This is a genomic window from Microlunatus sp. Gsoil 973, from assembly GCF_009707365.1.
In the GTDB taxonomy this organism is placed as follows: Bacteria; Actinomycetota; Actinomycetes; order Propionibacteriales; family Propionibacteriaceae; genus Microlunatus.
The window spans coordinates 2134128-2148758 of the sequence record NZ_CP046122.1 but is presented as its reverse complement, the minus strand read 5'-3'; the positions used below and the strand labels follow the sequence as shown (position 1 = coordinate 2148758).

The 14631-nt window shown below is 67.8% G+C and carries 19 protein-coding genes; 14 read left to right on the top strand and 5 right to left on the bottom strand.

Annotated elements, in window-relative coordinates; translation table 11 throughout:
• Positions 1 to 35 precede the first annotated feature (35 nt).
• The 3 genes from leuC to GJV80_RS10025 all read left to right on the top strand — a co-directional run bounded on the left by leuC (position 36) and on the right by GJV80_RS10025 (position 2884).
• Positions 36 to 1448: a 3-isopropylmalate dehydratase large subunit gene (gene leuC / locus GJV80_RS10035; RefSeq protein ID WP_154687780.1), complete on the top strand. Its 1413-nt coding sequence runs from the start codon at positions 36 to 38 to the stop codon at positions 1446 to 1448.
• A 38-nt stretch (positions 1449 to 1486) separates the two neighbouring features.
• A complete protein-coding gene (gene leuD, locus GJV80_RS10030) occupies positions 1487 to 2095 on the top strand; it encodes a 3-isopropylmalate dehydratase small subunit (RefSeq protein WP_154687779.1) in 609 nt (202 codons plus the stop codon).
• Between the two features lie 177 nt (positions 2096 to 2272).
• Positions 2273 to 2884 carry an HU family DNA-binding protein gene (locus GJV80_RS10025; RefSeq protein WP_154687778.1) on the top strand — a complete coding sequence of 204 codons (612 nt, stop codon included), beginning with the start codon at positions 2273 to 2275 and terminating at the stop codon, positions 2882 to 2884.
• Positions 2885 to 2988: 104 nt separating this feature from the next.
• Here GJV80_RS10025 and cofC read toward each other — a convergent pair whose 3' ends face one another.
• The gene (gene cofC / locus GJV80_RS10020; RefSeq protein WP_154687777.1) at positions 2989 to 3798 is read right to left on the bottom strand and encodes a 2-phospho-L-lactate guanylyltransferase; all 810 of its coding nucleotides are present in this window, start codon (positions 3796 to 3798) and stop codon (positions 2989 to 2991) included.
• Between the two features lie 68 nt (positions 3799 to 3866).
• On the opposite strand from cofC, the gene GJV80_RS10015 reads away from it, so the two are divergent.
• On the top strand, positions 3867 to 4541 hold the full coding sequence (locus GJV80_RS10015) for a 1-acyl-sn-glycerol-3-phosphate acyltransferase (protein WP_154687776.1): 675 nt from the start codon (positions 3867 to 3869) through the stop codon (positions 4539 to 4541).
• Entirely contained in the window at positions 4538 to 5533 is a 996-nt protein-coding gene (locus tag GJV80_RS10010) for an NAD(P)H-dependent glycerol-3-phosphate dehydrogenase (protein WP_154687775.1), read from the top strand. The genes GJV80_RS10015 and GJV80_RS10010 overlap by 4 nt, the downstream gene beginning before the upstream one ends.
• Positions 5534 to 5566: 33 nt before the next feature.
• Here GJV80_RS10010 and GJV80_RS10005 read toward each other — a convergent pair whose 3' ends face one another.
• Entirely contained in the window at positions 5567 to 6658 is a 1092-nt protein-coding gene (locus GJV80_RS10005) for a PLP-dependent aspartate aminotransferase family protein (protein WP_154687774.1), read from the bottom strand.
• A 96-nt stretch (positions 6659 to 6754) separates the two neighbouring features.
• Here GJV80_RS10005 and GJV80_RS10000 point away from each other — a divergent pair, with 96 nt between their 5' ends.
• The gene (locus GJV80_RS10000) at positions 6755 to 7888 is read left to right on the top strand and encodes a D-alanine--D-alanine ligase family protein (protein ID WP_154687773.1); all 1134 of its coding nucleotides are present in this window, start codon (positions 6755 to 6757) and stop codon (positions 7886 to 7888) included.
• 15 nt (positions 7889 to 7903) lie between these two features.
• On the opposite strand, the gene GJV80_RS09995 is transcribed toward GJV80_RS10000, so the two are convergent.
• Together GJV80_RS09995 and GJV80_RS09990 are read right to left on the bottom strand one after the other, a co-directional pair.
• Positions 7904 to 8317 carry a DUF3515 domain-containing protein gene (locus GJV80_RS09995; protein ID WP_154687772.1) on the bottom strand — a complete coding sequence of 138 codons (414 nt, stop codon included), beginning with the start codon at positions 8315 to 8317 and terminating at the stop codon, positions 7904 to 7906.
• Between the two features lie 137 nt (positions 8318 to 8454).
• On the bottom strand, positions 8455 to 8691 hold the full coding sequence (locus GJV80_RS09990) for an Lrp/AsnC ligand binding domain-containing protein (RefSeq protein WP_154687771.1): 237 nt from the start codon (positions 8689 to 8691) through the stop codon (positions 8455 to 8457).
• An 83-nt stretch (positions 8692 to 8774) separates the two neighbouring features.
• On the opposite strand from GJV80_RS09990, the gene GJV80_RS09985 reads away from it, so the two are divergent.
• The 7 genes from GJV80_RS09985 (at position 8775) to GJV80_RS09960 (ending at position 13754) form a co-directional block, all read left to right on the top strand.
• Complete coding sequence (locus GJV80_RS09985) at positions 8775 to 9746, top strand: thiamine-phosphate kinase (RefSeq protein WP_154687770.1); 972 nt, start codon at positions 8775 to 8777, stop codon at positions 9744 to 9746.
• Between the two features lie 101 nt (positions 9747 to 9847).
• Entirely contained in the window at positions 9848 to 10282 is a 435-nt protein-coding gene (locus tag GJV80_RS09980) for a YciI family protein (protein WP_154687769.1), read from the top strand.
• Positions 10279 to 10626: a YciI family protein gene (locus tag GJV80_RS09975; RefSeq protein ID WP_154687768.1), complete on the top strand. Its 348-nt coding sequence runs from the start codon at positions 10279 to 10281 to the stop codon at positions 10624 to 10626. The genes GJV80_RS09980 and GJV80_RS09975 overlap by 4 nt, the downstream gene beginning before the upstream one ends.
• Positions 10623 to 11159 (top strand): sigma factor, encoded by a 537-nt coding sequence (locus GJV80_RS23855; RefSeq protein WP_230208326.1) that lies wholly within the window; start codon positions 10623 to 10625, stop codon positions 11157 to 11159. The genes GJV80_RS09975 and GJV80_RS23855 overlap by 4 nt, the downstream gene beginning before the upstream one ends.
• Positions 11092 to 11886, top strand: a complete 795-nt coding sequence (locus GJV80_RS23850; protein WP_230208325.1) for a DUF6596 domain-containing protein — start codon at positions 11092 to 11094, stop codon at positions 11884 to 11886. Before GJV80_RS23855 ends, GJV80_RS23850 begins: the two co-directional genes overlap by 68 nt.
• Before the next feature lie 55 nt (positions 11887 to 11941).
• Positions 11942 to 12970, top strand: a complete 1029-nt coding sequence (cobT, locus tag GJV80_RS09965; RefSeq protein WP_154687767.1) for a nicotinate-nucleotide--dimethylbenzimidazole phosphoribosyltransferase — start codon at positions 11942 to 11944, stop codon at positions 12968 to 12970.
• 19 nt (positions 12971 to 12989) lie between these two features.
• Positions 12990 to 13754, top strand: a complete 765-nt coding sequence (locus GJV80_RS09960; protein WP_154687766.1) for an adenosylcobinamide-GDP ribazoletransferase — start codon at positions 12990 to 12992, stop codon at positions 13752 to 13754.
• Here GJV80_RS09960 and cobU read toward each other — a convergent pair.
• Entirely contained in the window at positions 13748 to 14311 is a 564-nt protein-coding gene (cobU, locus tag GJV80_RS09955; RefSeq protein WP_230208324.1) for a bifunctional adenosylcobinamide kinase/adenosylcobinamide-phosphate guanylyltransferase, read from the bottom strand. The genes GJV80_RS09960 and cobU overlap by 7 nt on opposite strands.
• Before the next feature lie 99 nt (positions 14312 to 14410).
• Between cobU and GJV80_RS23845 the strand changes: the two genes are divergently transcribed.
• Entirely contained in the window at positions 14411 to 14575 is a 165-nt protein-coding gene (locus GJV80_RS23845; RefSeq protein WP_230208323.1) for a hypothetical protein, read from the top strand.
• Positions 14576 to 14631 lie beyond the last annotated feature (56 nt).

Genomic DNA, 14631 nt, shown 5'->3' with positions numbered 1-14631 from the left:
TCAGCCAGGTGAGTCACGGGAGTAGGGAGAAACCGATGGGTACTGCCAAGACGTTGAGCGAGAAACTGTGGGACGCCCACGTCGTCACGTCGGACGAGAACAACGATCTCCTCTACATCGATCTCCATCTGGTGCACGAGGTCACCAGTCCGCAGGCGTTCGACGGCCTGCGCCAGGCCGGCCGCCCGGTACGGCGTCCGGATCTGACCCTGCTCACCGAGGACCACAACATCCCGACCATCGACGTCGACAAGCCGATCGCCGATCCGGTCTCCCGGACCCAGGTCGAGACGTTGCGCAGGAACGCCGAGGAGTTCGGTCTGCGGATCCACAAACTGGGCGACCTCGATCAAGGGATCGTGCACATCATCGGCCCGCAGTTGGGTCTCACCCAGCCGGGAACGACCGTCGTCTGCGGCGATTCCCACACCTCGACCCACGGCGCCTTCGGTGCCCTGGCCTTCGGCATCGGCACGTCCGAGGTGGAGCATGTGCTGGCCACCCAGACGTTGCCACAGCGCAAGCCGAAGACGATGGCGGTCAACGTCAACGGCGACCTGCCGGCCGGTGTCACCGCAAAGGACCTCGTGCTGGCGTTGATCGCCAAGGTCGGCACCGGCGGCGGCCAGGGCTATGTGGCCGAGTACCGCGGCGCCGCGATCGAGAAGATGTCCATGGAAGCGCGGATGACCATCTGCAACATGAGCATCGAGTGGGGTGCCAAGGCCGGCATCATCGCTCCGGACGAGACGACCTTCGAGTATCTGAAGGGCCGTCCGCATGCTCCCCAGGGCGTCGACTGGGATGCCGCGGTTGCGTACTGGAAGTCCTTGCGGACCGACGACGGCGCGACCTTCGACGTCGAAGTCGATCTTGAGGCCGCCGAACTGGCTCCGTTCGTCACCTGGGGAACCAACCCGGGCCAGGGGGTACCGCTGTCCGCCTCGGTGCCCGATCCGGAGACGTTCTTCGACGAATCCGCCCGGACGGCGGCGCAGAACGCGCTGGAGTACATGGATCTCAAGCCGGGTACGCCGATGCGCGACATCGCCGTCGACACGATCTTCCTTGGCTCCTGCACCAACGGCCGGATCGAGGACCTGAGGGCCGCTGCCGATGTGATCAAGGGACACAAGATCGCCGATTCGGTACGCATGCTGGTCGTTCCCGGGTCCGCCCGGGTCCGGCTGCAGGCCGAGTCCGAGGGCCTGGACATCGTCTTCAAGGAAGCCGGTGCCGAATGGCGCGGTGCCGGATGCTCGATGTGCCTTGGCATGAATCCCGACCAGTTGGCGCCCGGAGAACGCAGCGCATCCACCTCGAACCGGAATTTCGAAGGCCGGCAGGGCAAGGGCGGTCGGACCCACCTGGTGTCCCCGGTCGTCGCGGCAGCAACGGCGATCACCGGAAAGCTGACCGCACCGGCCGATCTGCCGGCCGCCTCCTGACAGCCGACGCAGCCGAACAACAGCAAGGAACCTCGATCATGGAGAAATTCACCAGCCACACCGGCACCGGTCTGCCGCTGCGCCGGAGCAACGTCGACACCGACCAGATCATCCCGGCCGTCTACCTCAAGCGGGTCACCCGTACCGGTTTCGAGGACGGCCTGTTCGCAGCCTGGCGTCAGGATCCGCAGTTCGTCCTGAATCTGCCGCAGTACAAGCTGGCGACCATCCTGATCACCGGCCCGGACTTCGGCACCGGATCCTCCCGGGAGCACGCCGTCTGGGCCCTGCAGGACTACGGATTCAAGGTGGTCATCGGGTCGCGCTTCGGCGACATCTTCTCCAACAACTCCGGCAACGCCGGCCTGTTGCTGGCCAAGGTCAGCCACGAGGACGTCGAGCACCTGTGGAAGATCGTCGAGAACCACCCGGAGACCGAGATCACCGTTGATCTTGAGGCCCGCTCGATCACCGCGAGCGACGGCTTCACCACCGGTTTCACGATCGACGACTACACCCGCTGGCGGCTCCTCGAGGGCCTGGACAACATCGGGCTGACGCTGCGTGAGGACGACAAGATTGCTGCCTATGAGGCGAATCGGCAGTCCTTCAAACCGACAACGGTGCCCGTCCGAACGGCCGGCTGATCCGGCTCTGATCACCCGGAATCGGCCGCCAAACACCGAAAACAGCCCCGAAATCGCCGAATTTCCTTACGACACGGCGTTTCGGGGCTTGCGGTCGTTGTCTGAAAGCGTTGGGTTCCCTAGCGTTAGCTGCGTAGTCGCAAAGTGCGGCACAGGAGCGTTCGAAGAAGGGAAGCTGTGAACAAGGCTGAATTGATCGAGGCGCTTGCCGCCGACTTCGACGGCAACAAGGCCCAGGCAGCCAAGGCGCTGAAAGCGGTGACCGACACGATCACCTACTCGACCGCACGCGGCGAGAAGGTGTCGATCACCGGCTTCGGTGTGTTCGAGAGCGTGCGGCGTCCGGCTCGGATGGTCCGCAATCCTCGCACCGGAGAGCGCAAGCGCGCCAAGGCAACGTCGGTCCCGAAGTTCCGCGCAGGTTCGGATCTGAAGGCGTACGTGTCAGGTGAGAAGAAGCCGCCACGTGCGACGGCGAAGAAGGCAGCGGCCAAGACCACCGCGTCCAGGACTGGTGCCACCAAGACTGCAGCGACCAAGAGCGCTGCAACCAAGACCGCCGCAACCAAGACGACTGCTACCAAGAGCACCGCCAAGAAGGCAGCCGCCAAGAAGTCGTCGCCGGCCAAGAAGGCCACCCCGGCGAAGACGGCGTCACCGGCAAAGACCGCTGCCAAGAAGTCGCCGGCGAAGAAGGCACCCGCCAAGAAGGCCGTTGCCAAGAAGGCTCCGGCCAAGAAGGCACCGGCGAAGAAGGCAACCGCCAAGCGCACCGCCAAGAAGGCGTGAGTCGCCAACCGACTCCGCGCGACAACACGATCGGGAAGAAGGCCCGGACGGTTCGGAACCGTCCGGGCCTTCCCATGCCGGTCGACCTGTTCGGCAGGCTTCGACTACAGCCAGGCCGAGATCGGCCGCTCCCTGTCCCAGACGGCATGCAGTCGTTGACCGGAACGCAGGAACCTGATTTGCCCATCCAGCGCGGCAGCCGGCAACCGAGCGCGGACTCCGCTGTCACTGATCACGACATAGTCTTCGGAGCCCTGCGGCACCGGGTCGGCAACCGTCGCCGCCAGATAGCTGCCGAGTCGATCACCGGCGACCAGGCGCGCGGTGTGCCGTCCGACACCGAGGGCGATGACGGCGGCAAGATCGTCGACGGCGTCGACATCGCTGCGCAGCCTGGGATCAATCGCTTCGACCGGAACGGCTCCCGACCTGCTGTGTGCAGCAGCGGAGGCGCCCTGGAATCGCGGGTTGAGTTCGCCGGCGGGCGCGATCAGCATGGTGGTTCCGTAACCGGTGTGGTCCGGGACGAACGCCCGGCGCAGATCGGCCGTACGGGCCAGAAGATCACCGACCGCCTCGCCGGTCAGCGCCGGCAGATCACCCACCGATGCCAGAACGCGTCCGCAGCCTCGATCGCGCAACAGCCGATCACCGAAGGAAAGTGCCGCGTTCATCCCGTCGGGTGAGGGCTCGGCGACGACGGTCGCGTCGATTCCGACGCTGGCCAGCTGATCCGACAGCGTCGGATCATCGCTGACCACGACCAGCCGATCGGTTGCCGCAGCCAGCGCCGTCAGGGTGTCCAGCGCCATGCACCGGGCCAGCCGCTCTCGCAACGGCACGACGAGTGCTCCCAGCCGCGATTTGGAAACCGCGGCCGGCTTGAGCGCGACCACCGACCCGACTCCGACCATGGGCTGATCCTGTCAAACTCCCGGCGGCGCTGTTCGCCCGGCTGGTGCCGACCGGGTTAGGTTGAGGCGTGGATCTCACCCCGGTTGCAAAACTGCTGAGGCCTGCCGCCTGGCTGGTGATCTCGGTGATCAATCTGCTCGTCCGGCCCGACTGGAGGAATGCGGAGAAGCTGCCGCACGGCCCAGCGATCATCGTGGTCAATCACATCTCCAATGTCGATCCGCCGCTCGTCGGAGCATTCCTGGCCCGGCACGGATTGTGGCCGCGTTTCCTCGCCAAGGACTCACTGTTCGCTGTCCCGATCCTCGGCAGGATCCTGACCGGAATCGCCCAGATCCCGGTGCAACGCGGCACGGCGACGGCAGGGGATGCGCTGGAACATGCGGTGACCGCCATCGAGCAGGGTGGCTGCGTGGTGATCTATCCGGAGGGGACGATCACCACCGACACGGGTTTGTGGCCGATGCGGGCGAAGACCGGTGCAGCCCGACTGGCGGCCCGGACGGGTGTTCCGGTGATCCCGATCGGCCAGTGGGGCGCCGAACGTATCCTGTACGGCAAGCGGATCGGGATACCGGCGTTCCTGCCGCGCAAGCAGATCTCCATGCTGGTCGGGGATCCGATCGAGACTGACGGCCTGTCGCCGGAGCAGGCCACCCGCAGGATCATGACGGTGATCACCGGGTTGGTCGCGCAGTTGCGCGGAGAAATCCCCCCGGTAGCGTACGATCCCGACAAATGAGCACGGTTGCGGTGATGGGCTCCGGGTCCTGGGGTACAGCCATGGCGTTGACCCTGTGTGACAACGATCACCGAGTCACCATGTGGGCCCGCCGCACCGAGGTCTGCGAGACGATCAACCGTCGGCACCGTAATCCCGACTACTTCGGTGACCTGGTGCTGCCCGATCATCTGCAGGCGGTGCAGGATCCCGAACTCGCCATGAAGGATGCGGATTTCGTCGTCCTGGCCGTACCGTCGCAGGCGTTGCGCGCGACCTTGTCGAACTGGACGATTCCCGACCAGGCCGTTGTGGTCAGCCTCGCCAAGGGCATCGAACTCGGCACCGGATTGCGGATGAGCCAGGTGATCATGGAGGTGACCGGGGTCGGGGCCGAGCGGATCGCCGTACTGACCGGTCCGAACCTGTCCCACGAGATCGCCGAACGCCAGCCGGCCGCCGCCGTCGTCGCCAGCACCCGCGAGGAGACGGCACTTGCCGTGCAGCACCTGTTCCACACCGCGACCTTCCGGCCCTACACCAACACCGATGTGATCGGTTGTGAGCTCGGCGGCGCCACCAAGAACGTGATCGCACTGGCGGTCGGAATGGCCGCGGGGATGGGCTACGGCGCCAATGCGGCGGCCTCGTTGATCACCCGTGGTCTGGCCGAGATCATCCGGCTCGGTGAGGCAATGGGAGCCGACCCGCACACCTTCTCCGGACTGGCCGGGATGGGGGATCTGGTCGCGACCTGTTCCTCGCCGCTCTCGCGTAACCGCAGTTTCGGCGAGGAACTCGGCATGGGGCGCACGGTTTCCGAGATCGCCGGTGCGACCCGCCAGGTTGCCGAGGGCGTCAAATCCTGTTTCTCGATCAAGGCGCTGGCCGAGAAGTACGGCGTCGACATGCCGATCACCTACGCCGTGTGCGCGGTGATCGACGGATCACTCGACCCGACCTCGCTGGTCCAGGCACTGCTGGCACGGGCGCCGAAACCCGAACGCTACTGAGGATCGGCCGGCGGTCTCCGGCCCGCCCGGTCGCTAGTGCCGCAGGCTGTCCAGCGCCCGGGTCAGGTCGGTGGCGAGATCATCGATGTGCTCGACGCCGACCGACATCCGGATCAAACCCTCAGGGACCGACGGCAGTTCGGTCGGCCAGCGACGCCGTCGCTCCAGGGTCGATTCGACACCACCGAGGCTGGTGGCGTTTACCCACAGCCGAAGCTTGTCGATCAGCCCGTCCGCGGTCGCGGCATCGGGAAGTTCGATCGCCAGCATGGAACCGAAGCCCGGATAGCGGATCCGGTCAACCAATGGGTTCCCCGACAGCAGTTCGACCAACACCTTGGCATTCGCCTCGGCCTGCCTGACCCGTACCGGAAGGGTGCGGATCCCGCGCAACACCAGATAGGACTCCAACACCCCAGGTGTCGCTCCATGCAGTTTCCGCGCGTTCCGGGCCCTACCGGCAAGATCATCGACCGACCGGGTGAAGACCAGCATGCCGCACAGCGCATCGGAATGACCGGACAGGAACTTGGTCGCCGAATGCAGCACGACGTCGGCACCCTGCTGCAACGGCTGCTGCAGCAGTGGGGTGGCGAAGGTGTTGTCAACCAGCAACAGACATCCGTCGGGCAACCCGGCCGAGACCGCAGCCAGGTCGGCGACGTCCATCGTCGGGTTCGCCGGCGACTCGATCCAGACCAGATCCGCCCCGACGGCGGCCTCCAGAACGGCAGCGGTGTCGGAGATGTCGACGGTCCGGACGGACAGGCCGTGACGGCGCCGGTATTCCTCGGCCAGCCCGGCGACCCCGAGATAGCAGTGCTGCGGTAGAACGATCGTCCCGGACGCCGGGATCGCGGCCAGGACCGCTGCGGCAGCCGCCATGCCGCTGGCGAAGGCCAGCGCTGTCGCCCCGCCCTCCAGCGCGGCGACCGCCTCCTCCAGTGCTGTCCAGCCCGGATTCCCGTACCGGCCGTAACCGATCAGTTCGGTCTCCTGGCCGGCGATGTAGGTCGACGCGGGCACCATCGGTTGGTTGAGTGGCGCGTCCGGAAGGCGGTCCGGACGACCCGCGGCAACCGCCAGAGTCTCGGGCTTCCAGGACGGACTTGGGTCGTTCTGCATGCGCCCAAGTCTGCGACACGGGTACTTCTGTCGTGCGCGCGGCTTTCCTGGACAGCCGCATCAGCCATGTAAGGTCGCGGTGATGAGGGAGGGCGGATGAGCAGGATCCGGGTCGCGTTGGTCTTCGGCGGCGCGAGCGAAGAGCACCCGGTGTCGTGCCTGACGGCGCGCGGTGTCGCGTCTGCTCTCGACCCCGAACGCTACGACGTCGTCGGCGTGGGGATCACCCGCAGCGGCCGCTGGATGGTCGTTCCCCGGGAGCAGCTCACGGCCCTCGAGGTGCGGGCCGGCCACCTTCCGGAACTGACCGAGGACGGGCCGACCGAATCGGGCGGCGAGGCCATGTTGCTGCCCGGGAAGTCCGGCGGCGAACTGCTCCGGCGGACGGTCGGCGGGAGCGCGCTGGCCGAACTGGGACCGGTCGATGTCGCATTCGCGTTGCTACACGGACCGTTCGGTGAGGACGGGACCATCCAGGGCCTGTTCGAGATGATGGGAACCCGCTACGTCGGATCCGGTGTGTTGGCCAGTGCCGTCGGCATGGACAAGCACTTCATGAAGACGATCTTCGCCGCCGCGGGACTCCCGGTCGGTCCGTACGCCGTGATCACCGCGGCGGATTGGCGCCGGGATCCGCAGCAGGCGTTGAAGTCGGTCTCCCAGCTCACCTACCCGTTGTATGTCAAACCCGCCCGCGGCGGCTCGAGCATCGGGATCACCAAGATCACCGACGAGTCGCAACTGGAGGATGCCATCGCGTTCGCCCACGGATTCGATCCGAAGGTGATCGTCGAAGAGGGGTTCGAGAACGCCCGGGAGCTGGAATGCGGTGTGCTGGAGTCCTTGGACGGCGGCCTGCCGCAGGTGAGTGCCGTCGCCGAGATCCGGATGCACACCGAATCGGGTTTCTACGATTTCCAGGCGAAATATCTGCCCGAGGAGCAGGTGGATCTCGACGTGCCCGCCCGCGATCTCGATCCGGAGGTGGTTCGAGAGATGCAGGCGCTGGCCTCCCGTGCCTTCGAGGCGATCAGCGGCGAGGGACTGGCGCGAGTCGACTTCTTCCTGACCGCTGAGGGTCGGCCGGTGATCAACGAGATCAACACGATGCCCGGATTCACCGAGCACTCGATGTTTCCACGGGTCTGGGCGGCCAGCGGTGTCGATTATCCGACCCTGGTCGATCGCCTTCTGCAGCTGGCTTTGCAGCGGCCGACCGGGCTGCGCTGACCACGACGGCCCGCGCTAGACGCAGCGCTGCACCACCGGCAGATGATGATTGATCACCTGCGACAGGTCGACCAGCGGATCGGACGGGACGTACTTGTCCGGCACCACGATCTGCGCGAACGCCTTCCGCCCGATGGTGGTGAAGCGGTAGCCGTCCGGGCGCTTCTCGGAGAACCATCCGACGCCATTGACCTCGAAGCACTCGCTGGCAGCGTTCAGCCCGGATGGTCTGGCGACGCCACAACTCAACGTGATGGCCGGGTTGCCCCACGCGGCGACATAGGGCGACGGATGGGCGATCTCCCGGCGCTCGTTGCCGTCGACGACATCCGGGGTGTGTGAGATGAGGTCGCGACAGATCGTCCGGGCGTTGCCTTCCGGTGTTGGCGCGGCAACATCGACCGGCCCCGAGCAGCCGGCAACAAGCATGATCGCCAAGCTCGCCGCGCAGCCGGTGGCCGACCGGATTCCGCGCCGTGCGCGGCCGACACGGCGATGTCGCGAAGACACCTCAGCAGGGTCGCACTTCAACAAGTCAGCAAGGGATCCCGATCAGGCCGTACCGATCAGATGTGCACCACCGGGCAGGTCACCGTCCTGGTGATCCCTTCGACGGTCTGCACCTTGGCAACCACCAGCGAGCCCAACTCGTCGACGTTGGCCGCCTCGGCCCGGACGATCACGTCGTAGGGACCCGTGACGTCCTCGGCGAGGGTGACGCCCGTGATGGCGCGGATCTTCTTCGCGACCTCGGCCGCCTGACCGACACCGGTCTGGACCAGGATGTACGCCTGCACGGACATGGAACCCACCCTCCTCGAGTACGCTCTGGCTGGTCTCACGCTACCCCAGAACACCACAGTCACGGACGGAGCAGGAATCCACGATGTTCCCCACAGCGGGCGGGCAGGGCGGGCCGACACTGGCCGAAGTGGGTGAATTCGGGTTGATCGACATGATCATCGCCGACCTGCCCGACCGGTCGGATGTGCTCATCGGACCCGGGGACGACGGCGCGGTGATCTCAGTGGACGGTCCGGTCGTCTGCTCGGTCGACGTGCTGGTCGAGGACGTGCACTTCAAGACACAGTGGTCACCGGCCGAGTCCGTCGGGCGCAAGGCCGTGGCGGTCAACGTCGCCGACATCGAGGCGATGGGGGCGACCGCCACCGGCCTGGTGATCGGCTTCGCCGCACCGCCGGAAACCCAGCAGTCCTGGGTGCTGGACTTCGCCCGTGGTCTGCGAGCCGAGTGCCAGACCGCCGGCGTCGCGCTGCTCGGCGGTGACATCAGCCGCGCCGCCAAGATCGCGATCTCGGTCACCGTGCTCGGCGGCCTGGGTGGGCTGGCTCCGGTGACCCGGTCCGGTGCCCGCCCCGGAGACGTGGTGGCGCTGCGCGGGCGGCTCGGCTGGGCCGCTGCCGGGTTGGCGGTGCTCGGCAGGGGATTCCGCTCGCCGCGGCTTGCCGTGCAGGCCTACCAGGTGCCCGACGTGCCGTACGGGACGGGACGGGTTGCCGCGGCGGCCGGCGCCACGTCCATGATCGACATCTCCGACGGCCTGCTGGCTGATCTTGGACACCTCGCCGAGCGGTCCCGGGTCGCGATCGACGTCGCCCGGAATGCCTTCGAGGTGCCGGACACCCTGCAGGCCGTGGCGGCGGCAACCGGTTCCGACCCGCTGAACCTGATCCTCACCGGCGGCGAGGACCATGCGCTGGCGGCCACCTTCGCCGCATCGGACGTTCCCGAGGACTGGGTCGTGATCGGATCGGTGAGCGGTGCCGTCGACGAGCCGTCGGTCACGGTCGACGGCCAGGCCTGGGACGACGATGCCGGGTGGGATCACTACCGCTGACGGGCGGTACGTCGGCAAACGACCGACGCGCGTTGTCGAAATCTCCCGGTGCCGTACGTCATGGTCTCTGTCAGACTCGATCACCAAGGGAGGAACGACCCATGACGGAGTACGTCATCCTGCTGCCGGGCGACGAAGCCACCTGGGAACAGACCGGACCGGAGGACCGGGCCGCGGTCTATGCCCGGCATGAGGAATTCGCGCGGACACTGGCGTCCCGCGGCCACAAGGTCACCGGCGGCGCCGAACTCACCCACTCGCGGTCGGCGAAACAGGTCCGTCTCGGCGCCGACGGCGCGGTGATGATCACCGACGGTCCATACGCCGAAACCGTCGAACAGCTGACCGGTTTCTACCTGGTCGAGTCCGATGATCTTGACGACCTGCTGCAGATCTGCGGCATCCTGGCCGGTGCCGAGGGCACGATCGAGGTACGGGCATGTGTTGATCATGCCGGTGTTGATCAGGGCGGTGTTGATCAGGGCGGTGTTGATGAGGGCGGTATTGATCAAGGGGGCGGAGCGGCGGACTCATGAAGTACCTCATCCTGATGGCCGAGGACGACCACTTCGCACGCTGGGACCGGGCCGACGCACAGCAGCGACAGCGGGTCCACGAGGACTTCGGTGCCTTCACCCGGGCTGTCGGCGAACGCGGCCGGATCGTCGCCGGGGAAGCCCTGGTCCATCCAGAACAGGCCGGTACCGTCCTGCCGGGCGGTCGCATCGCGGACGGTCCGTACGCCGAGACCACCGAACAACTGGGCGGCTTCTATCTGATCGACGTCCCGACCCGCGACGACGCCCTAGCGTTGGCTGCACTGCTGCCCGACGAGTACAGCCGCGAGGTGCGCGAAGTGCTCGAGGTGGGAATGGATTGACCGCCGATCACCCGCTGGAGGAGCTGCTCGAACAGCTGCTGCGCGACGAGTGGGGCCGTCTCCTGGCCCTGCTCGTCACGCGGTTCCGGCGGATCGATCTGGCCGAGGACGCGCTGGGCGAGGCGTTCGAGGCGGCGATCCGGGTGTGGCCGACGGCCGGTGTTCCGGACAATCCGCAGGCCTGGCTGCTGACTGCCGCCCGGCGGAACATCCTGGACCGGATGCGTGCCGAGGCGGTTGCCGCCCGGAAGTTCCCCTTGCTCGTCGTCGACGCCGATCTCAGCGACGGCGGCCGGACGTTGGCCGATGCCGGGGAGACGTTGGTGGACGAACGGCTTCGACTGGTCCTGCTCTGCGCCCACCCGACGCTCTCCCGGGAGGCGGCCGCCGCCCCTCACCCTGCGACTGGTTCTCGGCGTACCGACAGAGGACGTCGCACGACTGTTCCTGGTGCAGCCGGCGACCATGTCGGCCAGGCTTACCCGGGCGCGCAGGAAGATCGCCGGGGAACACCTGACCGTTCCGCCCGGTGAGGAGCTGGTCGAACGCGTCGGTGTGGTCTGTGAGATCGCCTACCTGGCGTTCACGGCCGGGTACGCGCCCGGCTCGGGCACCGACGTGCTGCGGGCCGAGCTGTCGGGTGAGGCGATCCGACTGGTCCGGGTGCTGCGCTCGGTGCTCCCGACGACCTACGAGCGGTCCGACCTGGACGCGTTGCTCGCGCTGATGCTGCTGCAGCATTCGCGCCGGGACGCGCGGGTCCGCGACGGCCGGTTGGTGCTGCTGCCCGACCAGGACCGCGGCCGCTGGCGGCAGGACGAGATCGCCGAAGCGCTGGAGTTGCTGACCCCGTTGGCGACCGCACCGGCCTCGCCCTATCTGCTGCAGGCGTTGATCGCAGCCGAGCACGCGATCGCGCCGACCACGCAGGAGACGAACTGGAGCCGGATCGTCGCCCGTTACGACGAGCTGCTCGAACTCGGCGACTCGCCGGTTCTCCGGCTCAACCGGGCGATCGCCGTGGCCGAGGCCGACGGTCCGCGGGCCGGCCTCGACGCTCTGTCCGGCGTGGCGCTTCTCGGGCACCGACTTCCCGCGGCCCGGGCCGAACTGCTCTGGCGGGCCGGTGACCTGCCGGGCGCGCTGGCGGCCTTCGACGCGGCCATCGCGCTGTGCGGCAACGAGGCGGAGCGGGCGCATCTCGTCCGGCGCCGTGGGCAGGCCGCGGATGACAACCGGCCGGTCCGCGGGGCAGAGTAGGCACGACTGCGGTCCGGGAGCTGGACCCGGGCCGGCCTGATCGACGAGGAGCACCATGACACTGACCGGGATACCGGCGCCCGATCCGGAGATCGAGCGCCTGGCCCGCGCACGCTGCGACGGCTTGGCCAAGCCCCTGGGAGCGTTGGGCAGGCTGGAGGAGTGGGCGGCCTGGATCTCCGCGTGTCAGGGCAGCGTTCCGCCGCGTCCACTGGACCGGGTCCGGGCGGTCGTCCTGGCCGGTGATCATGGTGTGGCCGAGTGCGGCGTCTCGGCATATCCGCGCAGCGTCACCCCGGCGATGGTCCGGACCTTCGCCCAGGGCAGGGCTGCGGCCTCGGTGCTGGCCGCCCAACATGGCGTCGACCTCCGGATCCACGATCTGGGCGTCGATGATGAGCTTGACGGCCTGCCTGAGCAGATCACCCGCTACAAGATCCGCCGGTCCTCGGGTGCGGTGCACCTGGAGGACGCACTGACCGAGGTCGATGCGCGCCGCGCCTGGGATGCGGGGGTCGCGATCATCGAGAGTCTGATCGCCGACGGTACGGACCTGTTGATCATCGGTGATCTCGGTATCGGCAACACCACGCCCGCGGCGTGCCTGATCGCCGCCTCCCTGGGACTTCCCGCCGAACTGGTCACCGGGGCCGGGACGGGCGTTACCGGTGAGGCGCTGCAGCACAAGACCGAACTCGTCCGCCTCGCACTGCAACGGGTCGGCGACCGGGCACAGGATCCCCGGCAGCGGCTCCTCGCGCTGGGATCTGCCGATCTGGTGGCCGGCGTCGCAGCAATGGTCACCGCGGCGAAGGCCCGGCTGCCGATCCTGCTCGACGGTCTGATCGCGGTCGCCGAGGCCGTCTCCGCGGAGGATCTCGAACCGGGGGTGATCGGCTGGTGCCGCGCCGGCCACCGCTCGACCGAGCCCGGGCAACGTCTTGCGCTGGAGAAGTTCGATCTTGTTCCCGTCCTGGACGCGCAGCTGCGGCTGGGGGAGGGGAGCGGGGCGCTCGCCGCGGTACCGCTGCTCCGCTCGGCGGTGCTGCTGCTGCGTGACATGGCACTGCTGTCGGATCTCTAGGTCTGTCGGACATGGGCCGATGAGGGCGTTGCTGTCGGCGGCCGGGCTGTTGACGGTCCTGCCGATACGCGGCGGACGATTCGACCGGCGGTCCGCGCCGGCGATGATGGTGTGGGCACCGGTGGCCGTGCTGCCGATCGCGATCCTGGTCGCCGCGGTGATCTGGGGCGTCCGCCTGCTGCACGCCCCGGCAGCCGTGGCGGGGTTGCTCGGTGTCGCGACGCTGGCACTCGGCACGCGGGCCTTCCACCTGGACGGTCTGGCCGACACGGTCGACGGATTCGGTTCCGGCTGGGACCGGGATCGGGCACTGTCGATCATGCGCCGCGGTGACGTCGGCCCGATGGGTGTCACCGCGATGATCATCACGGTCGGGCTCCAGGCGTACGGCTTCGGCGTGTTGGCCGAGGACGCCACGGGTGCACTGGTCGTTGCGGTGATCATCTGCCTGTCCCGGACGGCGCTGGCGGTGAGTTGTGCGCGATCGGTGCCGTCGGCAAGACCGGACGGGCTGGGGGCGACGGTCGCCGGCAGCATCCCGGTGCCTGCGGCGGTGATCATCGGCTTGGTGTCGATCATGGTGTTGGCGGTGGCCGGCGCGCTGGATCGCGGGCCGTCGGGTGCGCAGGTCGGGGTGATCGCCGCCATGGCCGGTTACACCGGATGCATGCTGCTGGTCCGGCATGCGATCAAACGGTTCGGCGGCGTGACCGGTGACGTCCTCGGCGCGGCCGTGGAGATCACGGCGACGATCATGGCCGCCGGGATGATTCTGAGCTACTGACGTTCGTCGGGGATGACCAGTGGCCGGCCCGCCACCATCAACACGAGTCGATCACTGACGTCGGCGATGCTGCGGTTCACCTCGCCCAACAGATCGGCGAACACCCGACCGGAGCGGTAGGCAGGCACCACACCCCAGCCCACCTCGTTGCTCACGGCGACGATCGGCCGGCTCGAACTGCGCCACGCCGTGAGCACCCGTGCGAACCGCAGGTCGAAATCGGGCTTCCACTGCAGGACCGGTCGGTCCCAGCCGTCCAGCTCGTCGATCACCGCGGTGAGCCAGGTGCCGAAACAGTCGATCAGCACCGGGCCGGGCGCGTTGACCAGGGTCGTCGCCAGATCGAGGGTCTCGACGGTCGACCAGTCGGCCGGGCGCCGGGACCGGTGCTCTGCGATCCGGGCGGACCATTCCGGATCGTCCGGACCCGGTTGCGGCCCGGTCGCGACGTAGCTGACCGGCCCGGTCAACCCCGCGACAAGCTGCTCGGCGTACCAGGACTTTCCGGAGCGTACGCCGCCGGTGATCAGGAAGGTTCGCGCCGCAGGATCGCCCACGGACGCGAGCCTAGCCAGCCGGTGGCACAACGCTTCGGCGGCCGGTCCGCCGCGAGTCCGGCAGGTTGCGGCGTGTAACCGGAGTGACGGATGGGGCGGATGGCGTACCTTAGGGCCCATGGCGACCCGCGCGTCTTCCCCGGCGCGGACTCGTACCTCCAACTCCGCGAACTCGCGGAGCAGGTCGACTTCGCGTTCGTCCGGAAGCAATCGATCCCGAAAACCGGCTACCCGGCAACGGTCCGGCAAGCCGGCACCCCGTAAGCCGGTCAGACCGCAACGCCCCTCGGCCGGTGCGGTGATCGGTCGAGGGCTGCGCG